Origin of the sequence: Clostridium fessum, from assembly GCF_027698965.1 — a bacterium.
In the GTDB taxonomy this organism is placed as follows: domain Bacteria; phylum Bacillota; class Clostridia; order Lachnospirales; family Lachnospiraceae; genus Otoolea; species Otoolea fessa.
This window is the reverse complement of sequence record NZ_JAQEQF010000011.1, coordinates 92,971-117,460: the sequence shown is the minus strand read 5'-3', so window position 1 is coordinate 117,460 and position 24,490 is coordinate 92,971. Positions and strand designations below refer to the sequence as shown.

The window sequence follows — 24,490 nt, the reverse complement described above, 5'->3', positions numbered from 1 at the left end:
TGGTTCTTCTCCTTTCATCCCTCCCACCCGTTTGATTGAGTGGGAAGGATTCTTATATAATGTAGGTTTTTACTTGACATACAAGCGACGATACTGACAGATGCGCTGATACTCTGCAAGACTTCCTAAATCTGCTTCAAGTCTCTTGCTATCCAGTGTCCGGCATTCACAGGTGGAAACCTTAACGGTAAAATTTTTTCCTGTCTCTGTGATTTTCTGGTTTGTATCCAGATAACCGATGATCTCACGCTCTAATGCTTTGACCTGCTCCGAAACTTTATCAAGTGAAGTTTTCATTTTGCGATAATCAGCAACCACATTTTCTAATTCTTTCATTGTTCGACACATATTAAAAATTCCTCCTGTTGATTTTCTTCTTATATGAAACTGTTCTTATCTGGTTGATGGAGAAGCACCGCTTCAATCATCTTCCCGACTATTAGATACTATGCTGTGTGTCAGTTCTTCACGGGTATATGGTTTTGAAGTTCAGAGGTTTTCGACCTCTTCGGTGTTGCTCTGTATCAACCTTATGGCTACAGTATACATTGGTACTAATACTATTTCAATTCGCAGAATGCACAAGATTGTATTGGTACCAATATCATTTGTTTGTGCATTAGTACTAATACTTTTGATTTTTTATAGATCATGACTAAATACCGCCGCTTTATATTGGTACTAATGTATATTGAATATGTATTGGTACTAATATATAATATGGTCAAGAAATCAATAAAGAACCTTTTAAGAGAGGACGGACAACCATATGAGAGAAAGAACGAAAGAAAGAACAATCGAAAGAAAAGAAAGAACTAATGTATACCAGATGGTTACAGATAGAATCATCGCTGAATTAGAAAAAGGTAGAATCCCATGGGAAAGACCTTGGACAGGTGTTAGAAGCGGAGCATATAACAGAATAACAAAGAAACCTTATTCTTTACTGAATCAATTAATATTAGGAAAAGCCGGAGAATGGGCGAGCTTCAAACAGTGGCAAGATTTAGGCGGTCACGTTCGAAAAGGAGAAAAAGCCTCATTTGTTACTTTCTGGAAGATAACAGCAGTCGATGAGGAACAGGAAGATGGTACAATGATAACTAAACAGATTCCATTATTGAGATATTACAATGTCTTTCATATTTCACAGGTTGAGGGCGTTGATCCTTTACCAGAGGAAGAACTTAACACAGAGATAGAACCGATTGAGGAAGCGGAAAAGATTCTTACAAGCTACTGGACACGGGAACATATCACAGTAAATCACATAAAAGGAAACAAGGCTTTTTATTCTCCTATGTCTGACATGATACAATTACCACTTATGGAACAGTTCACAAATATCAATGAATATTATTCTACTGCTACTCATGAATCTGTACATAGTACCATGAAAGAAACCAGATGCAACAGAGCAGAGGAAAGAAAAGGTAAGATTGTAGCGTTTGGGTCTGAAGAGTACAGTAAAGAAGAACTTGTTTCGGAAATTGGCGCGGCTAGTCTTATGAATATCTTAGGAATAGAAACAAATAAAACCTTTAGAAATTCTACTGCATACATTCAGAGCTGGTTGAAAGTATTAAAGAATGAACCACGGTGGATCGTGTCTGCATCAAGTAGAGCAGAAAAAGCAGTCGAATACATTCTGAACGATAAACAGTAACAGACGGAAAAAGGGTGTCACCGGAATGATGACACCCTACACATAAAAAGGAGAATGGACACATGAAAAGAATGATTAAATTATTAGGAATGGTTGCTATTATGGGAGTTATGTTATTTGCTGGCTTTACTCTGGGTCGGTATTCTGCCAGTGCTTCTGCCTACGTTGACACAGGATCGGAAGAGTTCCAAAATAATTTCATTGATATGCGGAAAGTCACTGATTACAGTGCAACTAATACAGGCTTATATATCTATCTGGAAGATGGATCGGGGTATTACTGGGAACGATGATAACATGATGATGATTTGATGATAATTGAATAGACAGGATAAAATAAAAGGCACTGTCTTATATAAGCTGTGTTTTTTTGTATGCTCTGGTGGTGGTGTGATGATTGGATTATTCCTAGTATTTTAGTGGGTTGATACTATCGGGGGATGTTAAAACTCTTGATTCTAAACGGTTTCTTGATTTGGGTAATAGCAGGTTCATCTTTACACACGGTTAAAAAACAAACGTTCGATAAAATGAATCTCCCATCACATCCTATCAACACCACAATCCAGCAAAGCATCTAGGAAAAACATCAGTTCGATAAACCCACCCTTTCCTCTTCCAATCTCCTCTAACCTATGCTATAATAATTTCATGGGTGCTACCATATCACGGTAGGCGGTTGTCCTTCCCCAGAGGGACTGTGACCCTCTGATTAGATAGAAACTGGAAACAGAATCTAGGAAAGGAGGGCTTAACCAATGAGTACAGCAGATGTTATTGCACTGATAGGCTTATGCTTTATGTGCTTTAGTCTCGGCTACAAAGTTGGTCGAGATAGTAATAAGACACAAAAATAACCGCCCCCTGTCCTGAGAAAACAAGAGCGGTTATTTTATAACACAATTATTCAGGACAACCGTCTATCGGTAGCATCCTTTATATATATAATATATCATTTTACTGTTGAATATGCAAGAGATTTTCACTGCGGAAAATTGCGCCGTGATTTCTGACAGAAACAAATCAAAAACTCTCACTCATTGCTCTGCATACCTATTCAGATTTCTGCCATCCCATTTTAGGACTCCATCTCCTACCCTACCGGGGGGGTATGTTCAAACCTGTAAAATTTAAGTACCTAATCAGATGCCCCGGTATTGACGGTATGGGTATTATTAACCCTTACCACGTATAACCACAATTCTTACATTCAAAACTTTTGTTAATCTTTTTACTAAACAACCCAAAGAAGCCAACTGACGCAACACGTTCTACACTACCAATTTTCTTTACATTTAAACTACCACACGCAGGACACTTCGGTAAATTTTGTCCACCATTTTTAAATGCTAATTTTGGATCTGCTCCTGCGCGGATAGCTTCGTGTGCGTTAAGCATCCGATTATATTCTTGGCTACGCTTTTTCTGGATATATGGTCTTTTATCAAACAACTCTTGATCAAACTCTGGAGAAGTTTTAACACATTCTTCGATGAATTTATCCTCCATGTCATCACCAAAAAAGTCATATTTTATATCTTCATCTTCTTCTTCCAAATCGAGATATTGTTTGGGAACAGGATACATTTTTGATTTACATATATCACAAGTTTCTGTATCATCATTGTTACCCATATAAACTCTACCACATTTTTTACAATACATTAACATAAACTACCCACCTCCAATTTTAGATAATTATACCATCATTCATAATAACAAACAAGCTTCAAACACTTGTAAATATGACATGATATTTGGTTTTGATTCAAATATAGCTAAAAAAACCAATAAAATCATCTTCGATAAATAGCATTTACGCCAAATTTCGTATACTCTCCAATTCTATAATGTTCAACAAATTCTTCATCTTCTTCCCATTTAGAAATAGCTGTCTCCATATTACTCATATGTGAACGCTGGCGAATAAAGAAATCCAGATAGCTAATTATACCGCTTTTTGAAAGAATATTATTATCAATCATTACTGCCAATATTTTTTGTCTTGCAGTTGATGATAAACCTGTAGTTTCTGACACATTATATCCATACTGCATTAAAATTGACTCCTGTGCTAATTGCATTTCTCCCATATAATATGATTTCTGATATGTTTTTTCATCACAAATACGACATACAATATGACTATAACTTTCTTTCAATCTTCTAAATGTACTTTCCATAATAAAATATGTATTACATTTTTTACAATGTCCAGCAGAAATTCTTACTAACCTTTGCTTATCTTTTCTATCAATAACCAATACTGTTGCATCTAAATTTTCCACTGTATGGTGATTATGAATACATTTAAAAATATTACCTCTTACAACAAAATCTTTCACTCCGATTCTTGGTAATTTTTTCAATTCATTTTGTTCTTGACGTAATTTTTCTTCTAACTGCTTTTCTCTCTGTCTCCTTTTTTCCTCACTCTCATGTTCAACACTTAAATATGTTTTCTTTACACAATGAAGGGAATTTTTATTGCAAGGGATTTTCCAATACATGCACATTTCATTTTTAAAGTAATGGCAAGAAACGTCCATTGCTGATTTTCTTTTTACAATCTCAACCACTGAATCTTTATTTTTTCTTTTATTCTCTTCTGTTTTATTCTTGCTATTTTTATTATATTGTTTATTTTCTATTGGTAATTTTCCGAAGAAAAACAAATATCTTTCAAACGTACTATTTTTTACTGTAAGTACATTTGACGATAAATTTTTTCCTTTACTTTTGAATATCTCTTTTAATGCATTATATTCTGTTTTTCCGCAATAATATAACTTACATTTTTCACAGTGTAATATTGGAATTTCTTTTTTTCGAGCGGATATATATTTTCCATAACTTAGTTTTTTTCCACATTTAGAGCATTTAGGTTCTAATATCTTTACTGCATTATTAGCTTTTTTCTTTCCCATTTATAATTACCTACACATCAACAAAATAAACGCACCAACAATAAGGACAATTACGCCAAGTAATTCATTATATGCTCCAACAGCACTGCCAACAATGATCCAAATCAAAAATCCGCATCCGCTACTAGAACCACCTCCACCACCATAGCCGCTACCACGCGTTCCATAATTCTTTTCATCACAATCACATCCATAGCCTGTACAATTTCTTCCATGCTCTCCATCATGAGGAAAATTGTTACTCATATGTATACCCCCCTGTATGATTTAAAACTATTAATAATAATCTGACCGATTTATTCTAATACCTATTACTGAAAATCCTGTCATTTCACCATAATATGTACCTTCTATATAATCTCCTGCTCCATAAGACCAATCCCATTCCCAGCCATATCCTGTTTTATTAAGATCTGACTGTCCTCCTAATGGACACGGTTCTGATAATGGTATAATCAAATTGGATGTTAAATCTTCACATCCACTAATCGCTTCCATAATATGTTTTTTTAAATACTGCATTCTTGGTATACCAACACCAGATATTGATTTTTCAGCAACACTTTTTAGTTCTGACATAGTTGGTACATTTTCTTGTTTTTCTGTTATTGTTTTATTACTTCTTATAATTATATATGAAAACTTTTTATATTCTGGCAATCGCATTTCTGCATTAAGTATCATAAATTCTTTATCACTTTTACAATACTCTGTGATTATTGGCGTAGTTGCTGTAGATTTTCTTAAGGAAACAACATAGGAATTATTAGCATTCGCCTCTAATGCTTTTTGACATATCTCACTATTTTTAATTATATCTAATTGCTTTTTCTTGTCGATAAGTTTTTGTTCTATTTCCGATAATTCTTTATTCTTACTTTCCAATTCTTCAGAAACAAACGGCATCTCATTCTCATGGATTTCCAGTAAATTTCTCAAATCCGAAAGAGTTTCTTGCAACGTTTCAATACTATTTTTTATTTGCTCAATAGACGATTTTTCTTCTTCTATGGCATAAGATAATTTTCTCTCTTTTCCTTTTAACTCGTCTACTTCATCCGCCATTTCATCTCTTTGAGATTTTAAATTAGAATATTCTTCTTGAAGCTGATTTATCTCTCCCATACCTACCTTCTCCCATCTTTTATTTTTTATAATTATAACATATATCAAGAGAAAATCATACAATATTATAAGAATACCTCTCATTCAAAACACAATTTGTTCTTAATGAGAGGTATTCTTTCATTTTATATCATATATATTCCAACTTAATTATATCGCTGAAATTCCTGTAATTCTGCCATTGATACTTTTTCAGAACTTTCATACTTCCGCTGAAGGTATCTAACTTCCCATCCTTCTGAGGTTGCTCCTGGTGCATAAAATGATTGATCGGTTGTATCATACTGACAGTATCCCGAAACTGTACCACCAAAGCTATTGCTTGCAGAATAATATAGATATGCACATCCACTTGTGTCCCATCCCATTCCACGGATATTTAAGCTACTTGGATCTTTTAATCTGTTTTCCAGTTCCATTATTGCTATAGACAAAGCCAAATATTTAAGTTTTTCATATTTTGTATATCGGCTAGTGATCGTAATTGGTACATCAACTGTGCCTATATTTCCAGCTTCATCCTTAACTGTACACTTCAAAGTTGTATCTTCTTCTGCATCAGTATCTATATCACTAATAGGGATATTATATATAAGTTTATCTGCACTCGTCACATTATCTGTTGCCTTTAAATCTGATTTCACTTCACTTTCTGATATACTATCTCCTTGTATTATAGTAATTCCATCTCCTGTATATGTAACTTTAGGCGCTTCTTTATCATTTTTTACTTGTGTTTCATGCTGTGCTTTTTCCCACTCTTTTGATATTGTAGGCATACAGCAAATTAATATAACTACAGCGACACAGCACCCACATCCAATAAGTATCTTTTTATTATCTTTAAATTTTATTATTTTATCTTTTAATTCATTTATTATTTTCTTATGCTTATTTTTATTAGCAGAATATCCACAATGCGGACAGGATTCTGCTTGATCTGAAATCCAATTTCCACACTCCGGGCACTTAACCATTGCCATAACATTACTCCTTCTATAATACATTTCTCCATGCTTTTATAATTCTAATATGGTAATATTTTCAGCTGATCCAGTGTAAACTGTGTTCCAGATACTTCAGCAAGATAATCAAAAGAATATATAGTTATTCCCCATTTAGGATCTGCTGTACACATATATCCTTTATTTTTATATTCGATGCAGAATGTCATTTCTGAAGTATTATCATACCATGTTTTTTCTCCATCAATTCTGAAAAAGACTGTTTTATCATCTCCCGGTTTTAATGTTAATTGTGTAAGCGTTACTACACTAGAATTATCGTCTGACAAAATAGTTAAATGCGTATTACGTTTAAATGATTCATAATCTGGTACTTCATATCGTGACCCCTGTCCATAAACTATAATATCTGAATCACTCTTATTTGTTAATTCCACCAATACAGAAGAGCATTTTGGGTTTGTTTTTGTTAGCATATGCACACTAAGTGTAGGAAGTCCCTCTTCTTTTTTCGGAGTCTGCACTACCGCACTTTGATCCCATACACCATTAGCATCTACATAATACCCATCTGGTGTTGTAGTATTCTTTAAAATTGCACCACCATTACCAGCATAATAATATGTTCCGCCAATATTGATCCACTGATTTTCTACCATCTGTCCATCAGCATTGACATAATAAAGACTACCATCATCCCCAGAAACAAATTGACTAAGTGCCAGTGTCCCATTCTCATTCAGATAGAACCAGCTTCCACCGTCCAATTTCCACATATTAGTCACATAAGAGCCATTATTCGAATAATGCCACAATCCATCATCCGTTTTCTCCCATCCTGCAAATGCCGGAACTGATGCCAAAAGAGACAAACAACCTGCTACAGCAAAAGTTTTCAATAATACCTTCTTCATATAATACCCTCCCGTGTCTTAATATACTTTCCTCCAATTTATTAGAAATTTTGCTTTCTTACATACAATTTTACTATATATTTAATTTTTGTCAACTAAATAAATATTTAATCAACCAATAGAATACATTAATTATAGTATCATGGCAGCAGGAGGTATTCTAATGGTTGATTTTGGAAACACATTAAAGACTCTGCGCCTACGAGATAATCTGACCCAGGCACAGCTTGCACAAAAACTCCAGCTTACAAAATCAGTTATCAGCGCATATGAAACAGGCTTACGTCTACCATCCTATGATGTGCTGATCCAGATTGCTAAAATATTTAATGTTACCACGGATTTTCTACTTGGAATTGAGCGAAGACATGAACTAGATCTTTCTGGTCTAACACAGTCAGAGGTCGATGCTCTACTGAATCTCATAAAAGCTATGAAACAAAATTAATTCTTCTCTCCTGCTACCATACTAAAAAACGTAAAAAATAGGGTATACCGGATTTTTCTATCCAATATACCCTATACGAATTATTCCTCTACATTTTTAACCTATCTACTATTTTGAAAATACCGCATCATTTCTGGAAAGAAGATATACACAATACTGATTCATGCTGATCCCCTCTCTCTGTGAGTGCTCTGCAAGTGAACGATGCAAACTTCTTGGTATTCTCAATTTAAACTGTCCAGAATAATCCTCCAGACTGTCCGGCTCATGAATTTCCACACCATCTTCCAATGCTGCTTCAAGCCATGCCTTTTTCGCATCCAATGCATTCGCTACTGCACTTTCCACAGTCTCTCCACAGGTAATACAGCCAGGCAAATCCGGATAAGAAACCACAAATCCGCCTTCATCTTTATCTTCTACAATTTCCATACGATAGGACATTGCCATATAATCATTCAGCGTCTTCATTATTTTTCGCCTCACTTTCAACAATCTGCCTTACCATTTCTACATACACTTTTTTGATTGGTTCATGCTTTGGTATTGTAATTGGCATACATCCTTGTTTTCTAAAAGTATAATGACTGCTTCCACCTTTCGGAGCATTCATTTCATATCCATAACTTTCTAATACCTTCCGTAACTCATCAAACCGGAGGTCTTTTGATAAATTGCATATACGCGCTATTAGTTTATCCCATTTTGACATTCTTCATACCTCCTATTTATATTATATGTGGTGTCATATATGGTGTCAATATCTTTTATCATATACCACCCCAAAACGGCGAAAAAAGGCATATCAGATATATTATCACATCCAATATGCCCTTATGTATTATAGTTTCACTTTAGTACACTAAAGTATTTTACCAATTTTTATTGACATTGTTATATTTTTTTCATACCTTATCGCACTAAAGTGACCTATTGATATTATTACGTTTTTTAATTATTCACTTTAGCAAACTAAAGTGTCTATTTCTAAGACACTTTAACCTCCCAATTTTTCATAGCATCATACACACAATCTGGAACTTTCCCCTTGCTCTTCTCTGCCAGCTCATCAATATAATTCTTCTTACCCTCAATCACACCTTTCTTTGCTTCATCTTCTGTATCATATGTACCCAAGTCAATTTTCTTATTTAAAATCATTATGCTGACCTCATACTTCCCATCATCATTCAGAGTGGTATTAGGTGCTTCTCTGTCCTCAAATACCGTATTCAGATAATGAGAAAGAAATGCACACGTTTCTGGACTGTATATATTAGCTTCATTGCACAGAAGATCTTTATCAAGATCAATCGCATTCCCCGGAATATAATGTTCATCATACCAGATTTTGAAGTTGGAAAAGTTCTGCCATTCATCACAGACTCTTGTATTTTTGTAATATGGCTTGTACGCATGAATCTTTGAGTTGTAGCATCTCTGGATCATGTTTGTCCATCTGTTATATGCATCAGAATAATAGTCAACATCATCTGTCCCCAGATAACCTACTCCTTCAAAACTCCGGCGATAATACCAAGGATTCCAACCGTCAGCCTTATATTTCATATCATTCACAATCTTCATGATCCTATCTTCTGAAATTGTATCATTCTTCAAATATTCAGTTTCAATGGCTTCATACTGCGTTTCCGTCACAGGATAGAGGTTCTTATAATAATTGTCTTGTCTATCGCCGTTACGATGGTAGCAGGCGATATTATTCTTCATATCTTCATTCACAATAAACGTCTGAATCACTAGATCACACGCTCTGACTTTGAACTTCTTATATCCCCACTCTTCTTTCTTCTCGTTGTATACATTCTTATTGAGAGTATAATATAACTCCTTATCTGCTCTGGAACAGGTGGATTTAAGCAACTGATAGCTGTCCTGTCTCTTCTCTATCACTCTGCCATAATTTGATACCCATGTATCTTTATAATCAAGCAGTCGGGCAAATACTTCATCTGATGCCATTGATTCTATTCCAGACACGGATTCTGGTAAAATTCTGGATGGATGAACAGCCTTATATTTCCTAACCGTTCTCATGGATTTATCAGACTTATATAGAGTGATACCTTTTTCATAGAAATTTTGTTTACGTGCAGTTAGCATTTTATCCTTAAAGCATTCATTACAAACGTGATATGTATGTGTTGTCCATCCTATTGTTTTGGTTCTAAACTCACTCATCCGCAATTCCCGACCACATTCTTTACATACTCTTGTTTCTTCTAAATTTTCAGTTTTATTAATATTAGACATAGTTATTAAATTCCTCCTTGAATAAAAATAAGACGGCTTATTTCAGCCATAGACAGAACGCAAGAACAGCGTTCCGATAAATTTGAACAATAAAAAAGGCAGTATGATTTCATACTGTCCCAATTACTTATATGATATTAAATTTTGAAATATTTCTTTGAATTATTCTTTATGTTTTGCTCTATATGTTTCACATAGAGATTTATAAAAATCTGTCACTTGGAAAACAATAAACGTATTTCCTGTTATGGGATGATTCCCACAACCAATTACTTTTGCTCCCTGTTTGATGATCCAGTTACACTCTGGAATATCGTAATTGTAATGTACATTTATGTGCTTCATTCACTCTCTTTTTTCTCCTTATCTAGGCTACTACATCAGATGCAATAGAAAAATCTAACATTTCTTCGATCGTATTCCCATTTTGGGAATCTGCTTCAAGGTAATCATATTCATTAAAAATACTCATATCAATATATTTTGGTTCATCCGCAGAATAACCTTTCTCCACATTCAAATCATAATTCCTTTTTAATCTTTTATTTTTGTCTACTGCATAAGCATAAAGTTCTCTTATTTCATCTTCTGAATACTCTTTCATTTCTGTAGCAAAATAATGTAATTTTTGTCCCAACGAACGATTCTTGTTCGCCCTTTCTGTCTTTTTATTCTTATTAGCTTCATTATACTTATATCCATGAATGTTCTCTGAATACGCTTCCGCTAATGCTTTATCACACCATCTGCTATATGTATTAGGTATCTCTCTTAATTCACCACTGCCATTATGTGCAATGCCTTGAAAGAAATCTTTATGTCTTATGATAAACATAATTTTATTTTCTTCTAAAATCTTATTAAAAGTGATAACCGTAGGCTTACTTATAGATATTAGATTTGCAAAATAGTCCAATCCCATTCCACCAAGTTTTCCTTTATATTTACCCATATCCTCACTTCTATTAAAAGAACCGATCTGACAGGTAAAATACCGAAGCAACTTATATCTGTCAAAATTACCACTAAGATTCATTATTTTATGCATTTCATCCTCTGATAAATCAGCGAAGAATCCATCATCTTTTTATAATATAAATTTGTCAAATTCAAAACCATCTCTGACTTGCTGTATGTTGTTTCAATCTTAATCATTCTTTTATTTAGCAATTCTTCCAAACCATTTTTAATCGCAGTCAATTCATATCTGTTAGGTACACGTTTGAATATAGAATGTGCAATCATATTATAAGATATAAAATATTCCACTTTATCCATTTGCATAATATTCCTAAGTCCACACCATACAACAAATGCTTGATCGGATAGTTCTTTGTTCTCTGTTATTTTCTTAATAATAAATAAATTTTTCATTCCATTCGCTCTTTCGTTCTTTAAATTTTTCTTGGAGTAAAAGTTGCAACATTTTTTTGTTGGGCAAAGGTAGTTACACTTCGAAAACTACAACACTTTTTTGCTGGAACTCTTACAGTATAAGTAGTACATAATAATTAAGTAAAAGATAATATTTTTCACTTCTATCGAAGTTGAACTCTTATCTATTTGATTTGTGCATAATATTCTTCTACTGCATTTTTTAATTCTGGTGTATTCTTAAACAGCCAGCAATTATATCTAGGGTTATACTTATCAGCAATAATCTTCTCATAGTTAAATCCCTTTTTTAATAAGAATCCACACAATTTCATTCTTCTACATAAGTACATAATTTCGTTCTCCTTTTCGTCTTTTGATTTACACAGTTCAAGTTGTCTGTGCTGAAGCACATACAATATCCTTCTCTACTATATTCACTTTTTCATTTTTCAAAAGTTATCACTTTTAAAAATCATTTAATATGTCCTTCTCCAGAGACAAATTTGGAATATCTCATCCCAAGATCCAGATTCTTGTCCGCAAGGACAACTTAATATGTATTACTCAAGGAGTGACAACTTTTCATCTGATTATATTCATTTTTAATTCTTCAACCGGAATAGAGTGCGAAATTGCGCTGAATCATGATTTAGACTTGCCCTTAGATTCTGATTGTTTTTGTTCTACTTTCTTCTTTTTTCTATTTTGATAATAGGTCTGATTATACATTCTTTTCCTAGCTTTCTTCTCTTCTTCTAATCTTTCTTTTCGTTCTAATGATTTCACAACTGCTTTATCTAGCTGTTCTCCGGCTGTGATGATTACTTTCTGGTGTCCTTGCTCTTGAACCATTTCGCCCTTATATCGGTTGTATCTCATCCTGTCTTTCGTCATAATGGGGGTAATTGTGAGGATTCCTTTCAGAGAAATAGACTTATCTTCTTCTACTGCTTCTGTGATTACTTCTCCTAATGCCAGTAGCATTAACTCAATATCTTTCTTCCAGAATCCGGTTTTTTCTTTTATTTTGGAAACTATTTCTTTTTTATAGACTTGACCCGTATTAATTTTGTTGTACATCGTGTATCACTCCTTTTCTTCTTTTAGCTGTGGTAGCAGGTTCTTATAGGCTTCATATTTGACCTGTAGTTGGATTTTATTTGATTCATTGATAAAGTTGCTGTCTAATATATAAAATGGCTTAGAATCGATTCTAGTGCATTACAGAGGCATATATGGATTTTGATAAGGGTAATAGATTGATTTGTTCTATCTCATGTGATTTGAAATATGAGTTTCATCTGAATTGAAGATACCTTGTTTGATTCTGTCTGAAGTTGGTTGCAACCACGTAGACGCAACCAAAATTACATGTTTTTCTGCTCTCCGACCACGTTGACGGAAAGCATAACCCTATTTCCCAATTCCAACCACGTGGACGCAATTGGATTTTTCTCCGCTCACAAAAATAGGGACTATCCATCGCTGAATACTCCCTATCTCTATTATTTACAATTCAAACCGTGAAAGTTGGGATGGAGAAGAAATCTTATCTAGCATTACATATTCCTTCTCATCCAGCGTAGATAAAGCTAAATCCTTTTCTTCCTGCATGATATGATAATATACACGTTCTATCGTCTTTGTGTCAGCCTGTCCTACAATACTTGCTATTACCATCTTGTCTATGTTCTTTCTACACAGCAGAGAAATAAATGTATGTCTAAGGGTATGTAGACCAACCGATTCTTCTATCTCTTTTATTCCGCTGTTCTTACAGATCAGATTAAATGCTCGATGCAGGTTGTAATAACTGACCGCTGGTGCGTGTAGTCCTGTTGCAAAAATATACTCATCTTCTGAATCTGGTTTCTGCAATTCTTTCAAACGTCTCAAATGGTACAGTGCCTTGGAGATAAGATATACTTTTCTGATACCAGCTTTTGTTTTAGGCTTGTCTTTTTTCTTGATCCGCTGTCCTGTTGACTGCATATTAGCATCTCGCTTCAATTCGTAGGATTCTGCTACACTGACATTCAAATATCCGTTTTTCTCATCTATATCTTTCCATGTCAATGCAACTGCTTCTCCAAAACGTACCCCTGTGTACATGATAAAGATCAGTCCTTCTCCAAATTTGTATCTTGGCTTTCCTGTAGACCAGATTGCAGATGCTTCATGAACGAATCGTTCTATCTCATCGGGTGTAAAGCATCGAATATCTTTCGTCTGATGGACAGATACCTTATTTACATCCACTTCTTTAGGTTTAACCACCGTAGTCATAGGATTGTTATTCACATCCTTTGAATAGTAGTATCGAAAGAACTGATCTAACAACTCATACGTCTTTTTTACCGTGGAATATGAGTATTTCTTCATCAGCTCCGATAGAAAGTTCTGGATCACTTCATCCGTGATGGCACGAATCTGGATATTGGCAAAGCTGGTTTGTTTAAGAATCTGATTCTTCAATGTAGATTCTTCTCTGTCAAATGTCCTGCCTCTCTTATTCAGATAGTTGAATTTGTAAAACCAATGTTTGATGGCATCAGCAAGAATTACTTTGTTCGTCAGACGCTTTCCATTTAATGAAAATACTGGTCTTTGTCCAATCTGCCATTCCTGCAAGGTATCTACTTCTTTTTTTCGCATAGCATCTATTACATCTTCAATGCTATATCCATATGCAGAAATTCTTTTAGATGTACCATCTGGCAATGCCAATGTTTTCTTGTACTCCAAGTAACAAGTAGCCTTATTTTTCCATGTAATCTTTCCTTCCCCTCGCGGTAACTTCATCTTCGCAAGTTTTTTGTCTGTGGATTCGATTTTCTTTTCCAATTCTTTCTCCGTCATAAGCAACACCTTTCTCAACAATATAATGAAGTTCTTGGTGTTCCAAACATCACATAGGAAAAAGACATTGTAGAAACAGACCATCAGTAACAAATATTAGAACTGTCACTGAAAATGTCACTGATTCTAAAAATCCTTTATTTTACAATACTTTCGGGGTGTTCGTCACGGTCTCCAAAACCGTTAATGGGGGTTCGAATCCCTCTTCCCCTGCTTCTAAAGGCGTCAGTGATTCAGAGATGAGTCATTGGCGTTTTTTATTTTTTTAAACATTCAAGTCGAACGTCCATGAGACTTGGCGCGTGATTCTGGTCAGAGAAGCTGACATATTCCTATCAGAATCACTGCGCATCCTCGCGGAGCGTTTATCTCAGTCGGAGACCTAACTCCCACTGAGACAAATTTGCTGTTACTCACATTACGCTAATATTATTTTTCTTAAATTTTCCCAAAATCCAAGCAACCTACAGCAGCCCAATCGCCTCCCGCACATTTGCCACCCCTTCCAGCCGGATATCCGACCTTGGTTTCAATTTACTGACATTGACCATCGGAAGAATGCACCTTGTAAATCCCATCTTGACTGCCTCATGGACTCTCTGCTCTGCCATCGAGACGGCGCGCACCTCTCCGGAGAGTCCGACCTCGCCAAATACGATCGTTTTCTCATCCAGCGGACGGTCTTTATAGCTGGAAATCAGCGCCATCACGATCGCAAGGTCAAGCGCCGGCTCGTTCATCTTCATGCCGCCTGCAATGTTGACATAGGCATCGTACCCGGACAGGGCATAACGGCATCGTTTTTCCAACACTGCCATGAGCAGGTTCACACGGTTGTAATCGACGCCCGCTGCCGTCCGCCGCGGCAGTCCGAAATTCGTCTTTGACACCAGCGCCTGCACTTCCAGAAGAATCGAGCGGGTTCCCTCCATCGAGCAGGCAGTCACCGCACCGGATGCCTCCGCCGGGCGCCCTTCCAGCATAAATTCGGATGGATTCGGCACCTCCGCCAGTCCTTCCTCCCGCATCTCAAACACGCCGATCTCATTGGTCGAACCGAAACGGTTCTTCACTCCCCGCAGAATCCGGTAGGACGCATGGCGATCGCCCTCAAAATATAGCACTGTATCGACCATATGTTCCAGCATACGCGGTCCCGCCACAACACCCTCTTTCGTCACATGACCGACGATAAAGACTGTCACACCCAGTCCTTTTGCGAGCTGCATCAGGACGCCGGTGCACTCTCTTACCTGGCTGACACTGCCCGGTGCAGAACCTGCCGCCTCGATAAACATGGTCTGGATCGAGTCGATCACGACCACATCCGGGCGTACCTCCCGGATCACCTCCGCAATCGTATCCAGGTTCGTCTCACTCAAGAACGAAAGTGGTCCGCGCACCGTCCCGATCCGGCTTGCCCGCAGTTTGATCTGTTTTAATGACTCCTCGCCGGAGACGTATAAAACCTTTTGTTCCTGTCCTGCCAGGTTCCGGCAGACCTGCAGAAGCAGGGTTGATTTTCCGATTCCCGGATCTCCGCCGACCAGCACCAGGGAGCCACGCACCACGCCGCTTCCAAGCACCCGGTCAAGTTCTGCAAATCCGGTTCTCGTCCGATCCGTATCGGAAAGCTCAATTTCATCTAAGCTGACCGGCTTTGCCTGCGCGCCAGCCCGTTTCCCCGGTGCCGCCGTCAGCGAAGCCGCTGCCGCATACCGCCCTGCTGCCGTACCGGATGATGCCGGTGCGGACGGCGCTTCCACCATCGTATTCCACGCCTTGCACGCCGGGCACTGCCCCATCCATTTGGAAGATTCATAACCGCATTCCCTGCAGAAAAATCCCGTTGATTTTGCCTTTGCCATGCTGATTCCTTTCCAAACACTTCTTCTCATATTTCTTATTACACAAAAAGCCGCTGCATGGCGGAAACCGGCTTCCGGCGCACACGCCCGCCATTCCTGCCATGCAGCAGCTTTCATCTCATGCATTGTAACTTGTACGTAACGTTTTGTTTTTCTTTTCCTTATCTGGCTTCAATCCGGATTGCGGTTGCCTTGCCCGGGTTCAGCTCCACGCTCAGTACCAGTTTGCCGCTGACGTTGGTCTTCATGCCGCCGACCGATACGCCGTCTACATATACCTCATACTCACGCTCATCCTCTAACTGAATGGTAATCTGAGCATCCTTCTCGCCCTCAACCGAAAACTGTACGGAAGTATCTCCCGCCTGGAAATGATTGACTGCCGTGCCCGGTACCGACTCATATACGAACATTCCGTTGCGCTCCAGCTTGGTAATCTCGCCGAATGTTTTTACCTTATAAAGATCGCCCTGAAATTCAAAATCCTGCAGCTTGGACTTTGCTGCTAACATATAATTGCCAAAACTGATGGTTCCGTCATCCTCGATGCGGATTAACTCGCTAACTACTGGCATAATGCTTTATCCTCCTAGTATCCTTTTAATCAATATCGCAACTGCTCCGCACTTACACAGTTACTCAGTAGTATCATTTTAACACACTTCGACCGGGTTTACCAGTCTTTTCGCTTCCAGCCCTTTAGACCGTCTCAAATTTCAGCTGATCGCCATCTTTTTCAATCCGAACCTCTGTTTTTTTCCGGATCGTGCCTTCCAGGATCTTCTCAGAAAGCTGATCCTCGATCTGCGTCTGGATCGTCCGGCGCAACGGTCTTGCACCATATTTGGAATCATATCCCTTGTCTGCCAGAAAATCGATCGCATCATCTGTGATCGTGAGCGTCATTCCAAGCTGATCCTTCGTCCTTTTCTCGATGCCGCGCAGCAGAATGCCTGCGATTGTCTTGATATTCTCCTTCGTCAGAGGATGGAAGACTAAAATCTCATCGATTCGGTTTAAGAACTCCGGCTTAAACATCCGGCGCACTTCCTCCATCACGCGTTCTTTCATAAACGCATAATCCGCTTTCTCACCGCTCTCCGACGAGAATCCAAGCCGCTTCGGGGAAATAATATTTTCAGCGCCCGCATTGGAGGTCATAATCAGAATCGTGTTCTTGAAATCCACCTTCCGTCCCTGTGCGTCCGTAATGTGCCCGTCATCGAGGATCTGCAGCAGAATGTTAAATACATCCGGATGCGCTTTTTCAATCTCATCAAAGAGAATAACCGAATATGGATTGCGACGCACCTTCTCGCTGAGCTGTCCGCCCTCCTCGTAGCCAACATATCCTGGCGGCGAACCGATCATCTTGGAAACGCTGTGTTTCTCCATGTACTCCGACATATCAACGCGGATCATCGCATTTTCCGTGCCAAACATCGCCTCCGAGAGTGCCTTGGAAAGCTCTGTTTTTCCGACACCCGTCGGCCCCAGGAACAGAAACGAACCGATTGGCCGCTTCGGATCCTTGAGTCCCACACGACCACGGCGGATCGCACGCGCCACGGCGGATACAGCTTCCTCCTGTCCGACCACGCGCTCATGCAGAATGGACTCCAGTTTCAACAGCCGCTCTGACTCTTCTTCTGCCAGCTTGCGAACCGGGATCTTCGTCCAGTCAGAAACAATGTCCGCAATCTCATTTTCACCGACCACTAACTTGCGTGAATTTTTCTCTTTTTCCCATTTTTCACGAATCTTTTCAATCTTTTCCTGCTTTTTCTGCTGCTTCTTCTTGATCTCACCGGCTTTCTCATAGGCTTCAGCCTTGATCGCCTCTTCCTTCTGGCCTTCGAGTTTTTTGATCTCCGCTTCGAGCTTTTTGATCTCCTCCGGCTCCGTATATACAGTCAGACGCAGCTTCGAGGATGCTTCATCGATCAGATCGATCGCCTTGTCCGGCAGGAAACGGTCATTGATATAGCGGGCAGACAGGCGCACCGCTGCCACCAGTGCCTCATCCTGGATCGTCACCTTGTGATGTTCCTCATAGCGGCTGCGAAGCCCCTTCAAAATCTCGATGGATTCCGCCTCCGTCGGCTCATCCACCATAACCGGCTGAAACCGGCGTTCCAAGGCCGCATCTTTTTCGATGTATTTGCGGTATTCTTCCAGCGTCGTCGCACCGATAAGCTGAATCTCGCCCCTCGCCAGCGACGGTTTCAGGATATTGGAGGCATCGATCGCGCCCTCCGCGCCGCCTGCGCCGATGATCGTGTGAATCTCGTCAATAAACAAGAGCACATTTCCACTCTCCCGCACCTCGGCAAGTACCTTCTTAATCCGCTCTTCGAACTCACCGCGGTACTTGGATCCTGCGACCATGCCGGACAAATCGAGGCTGACAACCCGCTTTTTCGCGATCGTCTCCGGTACATTGCCGGAAACAATGAACTGCGCCAGACCTTCCACAACCGCCGTTTTTCCGACGCCTGGTTCCCCGATCAGGCACGGATTATTCTTCGTCCGGCGGCTTAAAATCTGAATAACACGTTTCATTTCCCGTTCCCTGCCGATGACTGGATCGAGCTTTCCGTCCCGCGCCATCTGAGTCAGATCCCGGCTGAAATTGTCCAGATTCGGTGTATTGCCTTTCTCCGGGCGCACCCGTCCTGCTGCCGCATCTTCCGCCGCCTCGGACGGCGCATCATCGCCCATAGCCCCCATCAGATCCACATATAATTTCTGAATATTAACATTCATTGTATTGAGTAAACGGCACGCAGTTGATTTTCCATCCTTGATGATGGCAATCAGGATGTGCTCCGTTCCAATCAGAGGCGCTTTGAAAAAAACCGCCTCATCATAACTCGCCTGCAGCACGGCGCGCGCCCCCGGCGTATATTCAATCTGTCCCTCTACCTGAGTCGCCACTGCCGGGCTTATCAGACGCTCCATCAGTTCCATGACACGCTCTTCTGTCACATCATGTTCTGCCAAAACCGCTGCCGCCACGCCAGTTCCCTCTTTTATCAGTCCTAAAAGCAGATGCTCCGTCCCCACATAGCCGTGTTCCAGCTCCTGCGCTGTCTCGACTGCCAGACGGATCGCTTCTCTGGCTTTCTGAGTAAAACGATCGATCATTTTACTGTTCCTCCTGTTTCTTTTTACTTTACACCAGCTTCGGCAGTTCCTCACGCAGATACCGCGCCCGCTCTGCCTCCAATTCCTCACGTCCCAGCGGCTTGCTCGAACGTTTCTGTAAGTTTGCCGGCTGGATGCCGATCATCAGGCGGTAAATGCTCACAAATTCTGCCGGTTTTAACAGCCCGTCCGCGATGCCCGCCCAGACATGAGATAGAAATGTCATCGCTTCCTTGAGCGTCATCCGGCGCGCATATTTCAGAACGCCGTAGGACTTGTACGCCTCATCCTCCCGCTCCAGGCGGTGCCTCGACAGAGAAACCTCGCGGAACTGATTTTCCTGCGCCGAGAGCTGCCCCGCCACGTTGGCTACCAGCTCCAGAATCTCTTGTTCGGTGATGCCGAGTGTCTTCTGATTGACTACCTCGTACAAATCGCCGTAGTTTTCATTGCCTCTGCCATAAACGCCGCGCACGGTCGTGCCGAAACGTCCCATATCGCCCAGAAGTTCCTGAAATTTCTTATTCATTGTCAGAGACGGCAGATGCACGACCACGGACGCCTTCATTGCTGTTCCGACATTCGTCGGATAGGACGTCAGATATCCATATTTCTCATTAAATGCATACGGAATCTTCTCGTTGATATAATCATCCAGCGCATCCGCTTTTGCATAACATTCTTGCAGATCGAGTCCCGATGCCAGCACCTGTAACCGGATATGATCGTCCGCATTTAATACCATGCTGACCCGCTCATCCTCCGAACAGAGGATCCCGCCCGGCGTCGTCTTCTCCGCCAGCGTGCGGTTTAAAAGCCGCCGTTCCCGCAATGCGGTGCGGTCAAGCTTCTCCATCAATTCCAGATCTTCATATTCATAAAACTGACCGTCCCGGTCACCCAGATCGCGGAAATTCTGTTTTAAACGGGCAATCATCGTCCGCGCCTCATCCGGCTCCAGACGGCTCGGAAATTTATATTCCTCCCAGTTCCGAGACAGACGCACCCGGCTGGAAACGATATTGGACGCATCATTCGCCACTTCCTCAAACCATTTCGTCATGTCTCATCTCTCCTTCCAGACTGTGTATCTTATCCCGGCAGGCAGCAGCCGTCTCATAGTCTTCTTCCTGCAACGCCGCTTCCAGCCTGCGTTTCAGCTGCTTAATCTGCTCTTCCGGGCTGAATTCCAGTTCTCCTTTCTTCGTCACCTCTGCAGCCGCCTGACTGCGCGGCTGGATCTTCGGATGTTTGCCGGTATGGCTCGAATTTTCCTGCAATTTCTTAATTTTCTCTCCAAGCAACGGATCAAACACATGATAACAGTCCGCGCATCCGAAACGGCTGTTCTTGACAAATTCTTCATACGTCGTGCCGCAGGTCGGGCATACCACATCCTCTTTCGGTGCCTGGCTGGCAGACGCATCCGTCAGTCCCAAAAGGCTCGAAAGCAGTTTTCCAAGCGGAAATTCTCCCTCAATCAGTGCCGAGTACGGTCCCAGATCCATCTCTTTCGCGCACTGGGCGCAGAGATTATGCTCTGTCTTGACGCCGTTAAACACTTCTGTATATTTAATATTCGCTTCGCGAATCCCACATTTCTCACACAGCATAATTTATCCTCCCAACATACACATCCCGCAACGGTTCCAATACACAAAAACCATCGCCCGCAGCCGGAACCTGCTATTCCGCTGTAAATGCGTCATAAATGGAATCCACCAGATTGTGAACCTCCTCGCGGCTCACATTTTTACAGACACCTCTTGCCAGAATTACACTGAGATCCCGGCGCATCTCCGAGATCGTCCGCATCTTATCCGTGTCAAGTGCAATCACTGCCCCGCGGCGGCGGTCCACACGCAGAAAACCTTCCTGTTTCAGTACAGAATATGCCTTGTTGACCGTGTGCATGTTAATTCCGATGTTATCCGCTAACTGGCGCACGGATGGCAGCGTATCGCCCTCCCGGATCTGGTCGGTCGCAATCCCGATGATGATCTGGTTTATGAGCTGAATATAAAGCGCTTCCTCACTGTTAAAATCAATCTCTACAATCATACTCCACCATCTTTCATTCTGACGGCAGACCCCGTTTCTAAATACAGTCAGCCGCCTGTTTTATCATTTGTTATATAGATTGTATAACAAACAGATGTTTTCGTCAACTGTAAAACTGTGTTAATTGTGTGAACTTGTTACTGTTCACGGATAGGCACTTTTGGAACTGAAAGTGCCGTAAGAAAACGTGGTGGCAGCAGGAATTTGCCGTATTTAAATGCGAAGCCACGGCAAATTCCGTTACTGGGCACGTATGCGTGAACAGTAACGTGAACTTGTTACAAAAAAAGCGATATAAAAGAAAAGACAGATACCCGCCAGAAATCTCCTGGACAGATATCCATCTTTTCCTCTTTTATTTACTGCGGATCGTCGATATACTCAAATCCATCCTCATCACGCCGATCCCGCTCTAACCGGGCTTTTGCCTCGCGGGCGCGTCTGGATCGCTCTGATTCCGACTCATATCTCGTTGGGCGATCACCGTATTCCTCCCGTTCCAGCGTGTAGTAAAGCTCCGAGCGGGATGCCGGGCGCACATAAATCGCCGGGCGCGCATTCCGGCGTTCTCCCGATGCTGCAGACTCTTTCGCCGCACGATGCGCCGATGCAGGCGTGTAATCGCGCTGCAGGCGGCTTTCTTTTGCTGAAACGGCACGTTCCCGTTCTGTGCGTCGGCTTTCTGCCACTGCCTGGCGTTCCCGCTCTGCGCGGCTTCCGTCTGCCGAAGTTCTGCGCGGACGCTCTGAATGGCTTTCCTCTGCCGCATCTCTGCGGGTGCGCTGCAGACGTTCTTCTTCTGATGCCTCTCTGCGGACACAAGCCGGACTGCTTTCTTCTGGCATTTCTCTACGAACGCGTTCGGAACGATTTTCGCTTCCTGCTTCCCGGCGGCGTCTTTCCTCCGGCATCCGTTTTGCGCGGTCTGCCGATGCTGCCTCCATACTCCGCTCTCGGCGAACAGGCTGGGACGCGCGCTCATCTTCCCTTGTCCGGCGGATCGGCTGCATCTCGCGCTCCTCTTCCCGCTCCCGGCGAACCGGTCTTGTCTCCAGCGTCTCTTGGGTTCGGCGCGCACTCCGACGCCCTTCCTCCATCCGCTCTGCGGACGGGCGGCGTCTGTCATCCGCTGCCATGCGCTCCTTCTCACTCCGCGCTGCCGGTCTTGCCGGCATCATTTCCCCATCTTCTCTCTTGTCGCGCCCAGTGCCTCGTTTCACCCGTGCGTCTGCCGCCGGTCGTGCATTCGGCGATGACGGACGACGCTTGGACCTCTGTCTGCCTCCGGCTGCCTGCGCTTCCTCTCTCCACTCTTTCCGCTTGAGCAGAAGATTGATCACGATAAAGAACAAGATTACACACGCTACGCCCAGAACCGCAAGCATGACAAAGCGGATATTATAATCCCTGCAAAGTGCGTTGTACTTATCTACAATCTCTTCCACTTGTGCATCATCGTATTTAGTTGCCAGAGACGGGTCTTCAAAATACCGCTGGAAGGTCTTTTCTGCAATATCATACCGATACAGCGACTTCTCGCCGCTCTCATTCATACCATATACGACACAATACTTCTGCTGTTCATCGCTCTTCCACACCCAGCCCTGCACTTTATACGTGCCGTTTAACTGAATGGTCGTCTCCATAAATCCATCCGGAATCTGAACCGACTCATCCGGTGGAAGCACCAGAATCGACTTTGCTGTCACATCGATCGTCACATACGGCGATAACACACCGGATTCCGGTATATAAATATAAAATGCACCATTTCCATCGGCACCCTGCAAATACAAAAGCGTCAGGTCATTGCCATTTCCACACTGGACCTCTGAACCGCCATAAGTACAGGTAGACTGCGTATATCCTTCCGGAAGCAGGGAGGCATCAAATTCCGTCGCCACCGTATAGGAAACGCCGTCTATTTCCACATCCAGCCCGTTTTTCACAACCGGCGTTGTCCCAACTGCCTCTGTTTCAGCCCCTGTCTCCGCCTCTGACGGCACATCGACCGTATCGAGCTTATTGACTGTGATCGTGTAGCTCTTAGTTGTCTGTCCATCCTCCGCCGTCACCTTGCAGACAACGGTATTAGCACCTACCTTTAAGCCGGAATCACCGCTGACAAGGACTTTCGCCTTGCTGTCCTTCGCACTCGCGCTGACCGCCAGCTTATCGACGCTGGCTCCTACCTGCGCCGTATAGGAAGTCACATTTGGCGAAAATGCAGGGGAAAGTGTTCCTGGAGAAATCTTCAAGGACGAAAGCGCCGCTTCCGCCGAGGAGGTTGCCGGTGCTTTTACTTTGACGCTCGCCGTCCCCGTTTTAGAAACTGTGACTGCCTGTGCATCTGAGTCATAGACTTCATAACTTCCCACAGAGATCGAAGTATTTCCCGCCTGCACTGCCTTGAATTTCAGCGTATAGGAAAATGCCTTCGTCGAATTGGAATCCATCGTTCCAACTAGGCGGACGGAACCTGCACCGCCGCTTGCGTTATTTCCGCTCACAAACTCAATGACCGACGGATCATAGGAAAGTACCACGTCGGATGCCCCTAGATTTCCATCCTGAGAGGAGATCTTCACATTGACGCTGAACTCCTGACCCACCGTCGCACTCGGATCGGAAAATGAAATTTTTGCGCTGGATGCATAGGCGCTGATCCCGCCAACCGGCGCCGCCACCGTCAGCATACCTGCCGCAAGTATACCTAATATGATATTTTTAAACCTTTTCATTCAACTGCCCTGTCCTATATTCTTTATTGGTAACGGTCCCATATCTGCACCGTTCCCTTTCTTTACAAATTTTCACGTACCCGCTGCCATCTCTCAAGACCAGCCGCAGGTACGTGAA

25 protein-coding genes are annotated in these 24,490 nt (G+C 41.6%); 3 read left to right on the top strand and 22 right to left on the bottom strand.

Annotated elements, in window-relative coordinates:
• Positions 1–69: 69 nt before the first annotated feature.
• Positions 70–348 (bottom strand): hypothetical protein, encoded by a 279-nt coding sequence (locus PG862_RS13230; protein ID WP_270707709.1) that lies wholly within the window; start codon positions 346–348, stop codon positions 70–72.
• 421 nt (positions 349–769) lie between these two features.
• Here PG862_RS13230 and PG862_RS13225 point away from each other — a divergent pair, with 421 nt between their 5' ends.
• Both PG862_RS13225 and PG862_RS13220 read left to right on the top strand, forming a co-directional pair.
• Positions 770–1,666, top strand: coding sequence for an ArdC family protein (locus PG862_RS13225; protein ID WP_270707708.1), 897 nt, complete (start codon positions 770–772; stop codon positions 1,664–1,666).
• A 62-nt stretch (positions 1,667–1,728) separates the two neighbouring features.
• Positions 1,729–1,959, top strand: a complete 231-nt coding sequence (locus PG862_RS13220) for a hypothetical protein (protein WP_270707707.1) — start codon at positions 1,729–1,731, stop codon at positions 1,957–1,959.
• An 889-nt stretch (positions 1,960–2,848) separates the two neighbouring features.
• Here the strand turns inward: PG862_RS13220 and PG862_RS13215 are convergent.
• The 6 genes from PG862_RS13215 to PG862_RS13190 form a co-directional block, all read right to left on the bottom strand.
• Positions 2,849–3,337: a hypothetical protein gene (locus tag PG862_RS13215; RefSeq protein WP_270707704.1), complete on the bottom strand. Its 489-nt coding sequence runs from the start codon at positions 3,335–3,337 to the stop codon at positions 2,849–2,851.
• A gap of 125 nt (positions 3,338–3,462) precedes the next feature.
• Complete coding sequence (locus tag PG862_RS13210) at positions 3,463–4,593, bottom strand: hypothetical protein (RefSeq protein ID WP_270707702.1); 1,131 nt, start codon at positions 4,591–4,593, stop codon at positions 3,463–3,465.
• 6 nt (positions 4,594–4,599) lie between these two features.
• Positions 4,600–4,839, bottom strand: a complete 240-nt coding sequence (locus PG862_RS13205) for a hypothetical protein (RefSeq protein WP_270707700.1) — start codon at positions 4,837–4,839, stop codon at positions 4,600–4,602.
• Positions 4,840–4,869: 30 nt separating this feature from the next.
• Positions 4,870–5,718, bottom strand: coding sequence for a hypothetical protein (locus tag PG862_RS13200; protein ID WP_270707698.1), 849 nt, complete (start codon positions 5,716–5,718; stop codon positions 4,870–4,872).
• Between the two features lie 146 nt (positions 5,719–5,864).
• Positions 5,865–6,701 (bottom strand): zinc ribbon domain-containing protein, encoded by an 837-nt coding sequence (locus tag PG862_RS13195; RefSeq protein ID WP_270707696.1) that lies wholly within the window; start codon positions 6,699–6,701, stop codon positions 5,865–5,867.
• Between the two features lie 44 nt (positions 6,702–6,745).
• Positions 6,746–7,597, bottom strand: coding sequence for a hypothetical protein (locus PG862_RS13190; RefSeq protein WP_270707694.1), 852 nt, complete (start codon positions 7,595–7,597; stop codon positions 6,746–6,748).
• Between the two features lie 163 nt (positions 7,598–7,760).
• Between PG862_RS13190 and PG862_RS13185 the strand changes: the two genes are divergently transcribed.
• Positions 7,761–8,045, top strand: a complete 285-nt coding sequence (locus PG862_RS13185) for a helix-turn-helix domain-containing protein (protein WP_270707691.1) — start codon at positions 7,761–7,763, stop codon at positions 8,043–8,045.
• 108 nt (positions 8,046–8,153) lie between these two features.
• Here the strand turns inward: PG862_RS13185 and PG862_RS13180 are convergent, their stop codons facing one another.
• The 15 genes from PG862_RS13180 to PG862_RS13110 all read right to left on the bottom strand — a co-directional run bounded on the left by PG862_RS13180 (position 8,154) and on the right by PG862_RS13110 (position 24,372).
• Positions 8,154–8,477 carry a type II toxin-antitoxin system HicB family antitoxin gene (locus PG862_RS13180; protein WP_331478519.1) on the bottom strand — a complete coding sequence of 108 codons (324 nt, stop codon included), beginning with the start codon at positions 8,475–8,477 and terminating at the stop codon, positions 8,154–8,156.
• Between the two features lie 22 nt (positions 8,478–8,499).
• Positions 8,500–8,757, bottom strand: coding sequence for a type II toxin-antitoxin system HicA family toxin (locus PG862_RS13175; RefSeq protein ID WP_270707689.1), 258 nt, complete (start codon positions 8,755–8,757; stop codon positions 8,500–8,502).
• Between the two features lie 275 nt (positions 8,758–9,032).
• Positions 9,033–10,319: a hypothetical protein gene (locus PG862_RS13170; protein WP_270707688.1), complete on the bottom strand. Its 1,287-nt coding sequence runs from the start codon at positions 10,317–10,319 to the stop codon at positions 9,033–9,035.
• A 367-nt stretch (positions 10,320–10,686) separates the two neighbouring features.
• A complete protein-coding gene (locus PG862_RS13165; protein ID WP_270707686.1) occupies positions 10,687–11,271 on the bottom strand; it encodes a hypothetical protein in 585 nt (194 codons plus the stop codon).
• Between the two features lie 83 nt (positions 11,272–11,354).
• Positions 11,355–11,693: a hypothetical protein gene (locus tag PG862_RS13160; RefSeq protein ID WP_270707684.1), complete on the bottom strand. Its 339-nt coding sequence runs from the start codon at positions 11,691–11,693 to the stop codon at positions 11,355–11,357.
• Positions 11,694–11,878: 185 nt separating this feature from the next.
• Positions 11,879–12,046, bottom strand: a complete 168-nt coding sequence (locus tag PG862_RS13155; RefSeq protein WP_182427379.1) for a DUF5659 domain-containing protein — start codon at positions 12,044–12,046, stop codon at positions 11,879–11,881.
• Between the two features lie 292 nt (positions 12,047–12,338).
• The gene (locus PG862_RS13150) at positions 12,339–12,776 is read right to left on the bottom strand and encodes an HU family DNA-binding protein (protein WP_270707683.1); all 438 of its coding nucleotides are present in this window, start codon (positions 12,774–12,776) and stop codon (positions 12,339–12,341) included.
• Positions 12,777–13,205: 429 nt separating this feature from the next.
• Positions 13,206–14,555: a tyrosine-type recombinase/integrase gene (locus PG862_RS13145; protein ID WP_270707682.1), complete on the bottom strand. Its 1,350-nt coding sequence runs from the start codon at positions 14,553–14,555 to the stop codon at positions 13,206–13,208.
• Positions 14,556–15,019: 464 nt separating this feature from the next.
• Positions 15,020–16,423, bottom strand: a complete 1,404-nt coding sequence (gene radA / locus PG862_RS13140) for a DNA repair protein RadA (RefSeq protein WP_270707678.1) — start codon at positions 16,421–16,423, stop codon at positions 15,020–15,022.
• A 161-nt stretch (positions 16,424–16,584) separates the two neighbouring features.
• Positions 16,585–16,998, bottom strand: a complete 414-nt coding sequence (locus PG862_RS13135) for a hypothetical protein (protein ID WP_022359635.1) — start codon at positions 16,996–16,998, stop codon at positions 16,585–16,587.
• A gap of 124 nt (positions 16,999–17,122) precedes the next feature.
• Positions 17,123–19,570 carry an ATP-dependent Clp protease ATP-binding subunit gene (locus tag PG862_RS13130; protein ID WP_117795637.1) on the bottom strand — a complete coding sequence of 816 codons (2,448 nt, stop codon included), beginning with the start codon at positions 19,568–19,570 and terminating at the stop codon, positions 17,123–17,125.
• 28 nt (positions 19,571–19,598) lie between these two features.
• Positions 19,599–20,633, bottom strand: a complete 1,035-nt coding sequence (locus PG862_RS13125) for an ATP--guanido phosphotransferase (RefSeq protein WP_107000011.1) — start codon at positions 20,631–20,633, stop codon at positions 19,599–19,601.
• Entirely contained in the window at positions 20,617–21,183 is a 567-nt protein-coding gene (locus PG862_RS13120; protein WP_270707674.1) for a UvrB/UvrC motif-containing protein, read from the bottom strand. Before PG862_RS13120 ends, PG862_RS13125 begins: the two co-directional genes overlap by 17 nt.
• Before the next feature lie 73 nt (positions 21,184–21,256).
• Positions 21,257–21,631 (bottom strand): GntR family transcriptional regulator, encoded by a 375-nt coding sequence (locus PG862_RS13115; protein WP_022359631.1) that lies wholly within the window; start codon positions 21,629–21,631, stop codon positions 21,257–21,259.
• Positions 21,632–21,990: 359 nt separating this feature from the next.
• Positions 21,991–24,372, bottom strand: coding sequence for a cadherin-like beta sandwich domain-containing protein (locus PG862_RS13110; RefSeq protein ID WP_270707673.1), 2,382 nt, complete (start codon positions 24,370–24,372; stop codon positions 21,991–21,993).
• Between the last annotated feature and the right edge of the window lie 118 nt (positions 24,373–24,490).

Excerpts from the sequence above, each read along its gene's own strand:
- PG862_RS13115 (WP_022359631.1), bottom strand. The coding sequence starts at position 21,631 with ATGATTGTAGAGATTGATTTTAACAGTGAGGAAGCGCTTTATATTCAG.
- PG862_RS13150 (WP_270707683.1), bottom strand. The coding sequence starts at position 12,776 with ATGTACAACAAAATTAATACGGGTCAAGTCTATAAAAAAGAAATAGTT.
- PG862_RS13205 (WP_270707700.1), bottom strand. The coding sequence starts at position 4,839 with ATGAGTAACAATTTTCCTCATGATGGAGAGCATGGAAGAAATTGTACA.
- PG862_RS13135 (WP_022359635.1), bottom strand. The coding sequence starts at position 16,998 with ATGCCAGTAGTTAGCGAGTTAATCCGCATCGAGGATGACGGAACCATC.
- PG862_RS13175 (WP_270707689.1), bottom strand. The coding sequence starts at position 8,757 with ATGTCAAAATGGGATAAACTAATAGCGCGTATATGCAATTTATCAAAA.
- PG862_RS13220 (WP_270707707.1), top strand. The coding sequence starts at position 1,729 with ATGAAAAGAATGATTAAATTATTAGGAATGGTTGCTATTATGGGAGTT.
- radA (WP_270707678.1), bottom strand. The coding sequence starts at position 16,423 with ATGGCAAAGGCAAAATCAACGGGATTTTTCTGCAGGGAATGCGGTTAT.
- PG862_RS13200 (WP_270707698.1), bottom strand. The coding sequence starts at position 5,718 with ATGGGAGAGATAAATCAGCTTCAAGAAGAATATTCTAATTTAAAATCT.
- PG862_RS13125 (WP_107000011.1), bottom strand. The coding sequence starts at position 20,633 with ATGACGAAATGGTTTGAGGAAGTGGCGAATGATGCGTCCAATATCGTT.
- PG862_RS13145 (WP_270707682.1), bottom strand. The coding sequence starts at position 14,555 with ATGACGGAGAAAGAATTGGAAAAGAAAATCGAATCCACAGACAAAAAA.
- PG862_RS13120 (WP_270707674.1), bottom strand. The coding sequence starts at position 21,183 with ATGCTGTGTGAGAAATGTGGGATTCGCGAAGCGAATATTAAATATACA.
- PG862_RS13225 (WP_270707708.1), top strand. The coding sequence starts at position 770 with ATGAGAGAAAGAACGAAAGAAAGAACAATCGAAAGAAAAGAAAGAACT.
- PG862_RS13170 (WP_270707688.1), bottom strand. The coding sequence starts at position 10,319 with ATGTCTAATATTAATAAAACTGAAAATTTAGAAGAAACAAGAGTATGT.
- PG862_RS13185 (WP_270707691.1), top strand. The coding sequence starts at position 7,761 with ATGGTTGATTTTGGAAACACATTAAAGACTCTGCGCCTACGAGATAAT.
- PG862_RS13155 (WP_182427379.1), bottom strand. The coding sequence starts at position 12,046 with ATGTACTTATGTAGAAGAATGAAATTGTGTGGATTCTTATTAAAAAAG.
- PG862_RS13190 (WP_270707694.1), bottom strand. The coding sequence starts at position 7,597 with ATGAAGAAGGTATTATTGAAAACTTTTGCTGTAGCAGGTTGTTTGTCT.
- PG862_RS13195 (WP_270707696.1), bottom strand. The coding sequence starts at position 6,701 with ATGGCAATGGTTAAGTGCCCGGAGTGTGGAAATTGGATTTCAGATCAA.
- PG862_RS13180 (WP_331478519.1), bottom strand. The coding sequence starts at position 8,477 with ATGGAAATTGTAGAAGATAAAGATGAAGGCGGATTTGTGGTTTCTTAT.
- PG862_RS13130 (WP_117795637.1), bottom strand. The coding sequence starts at position 19,570 with ATGATCGATCGTTTTACTCAGAAAGCCAGAGAAGCGATCCGTCTGGCA.
- PG862_RS13210 (WP_270707702.1), bottom strand. The coding sequence starts at position 4,593 with ATGGGAAAGAAAAAAGCTAATAATGCAGTAAAGATATTAGAACCTAAA.
- PG862_RS13110 (WP_270707673.1), bottom strand. The coding sequence starts at position 24,372 with ATGAAAAGGTTTAAAAATATCATATTAGGTATACTTGCGGCAGGTATG.
- PG862_RS13230 (WP_270707709.1), bottom strand. The coding sequence starts at position 348 with ATGTGTCGAACAATGAAAGAATTAGAAAATGTGGTTGCTGATTATCGC.
- PG862_RS13165 (WP_270707686.1), bottom strand. The coding sequence starts at position 11,271 with ATGGGTAAATATAAAGGAAAACTTGGTGGAATGGGATTGGACTATTTT.
- PG862_RS13215 (WP_270707704.1), bottom strand. The coding sequence starts at position 3,337 with ATGTTAATGTATTGTAAAAAATGTGGTAGAGTTTATATGGGTAACAAT.
- PG862_RS13160 (WP_270707684.1), bottom strand. The coding sequence starts at position 11,693 with ATGAAAAATTTATTTATTATTAAGAAAATAACAGAGAACAAAGAACTA.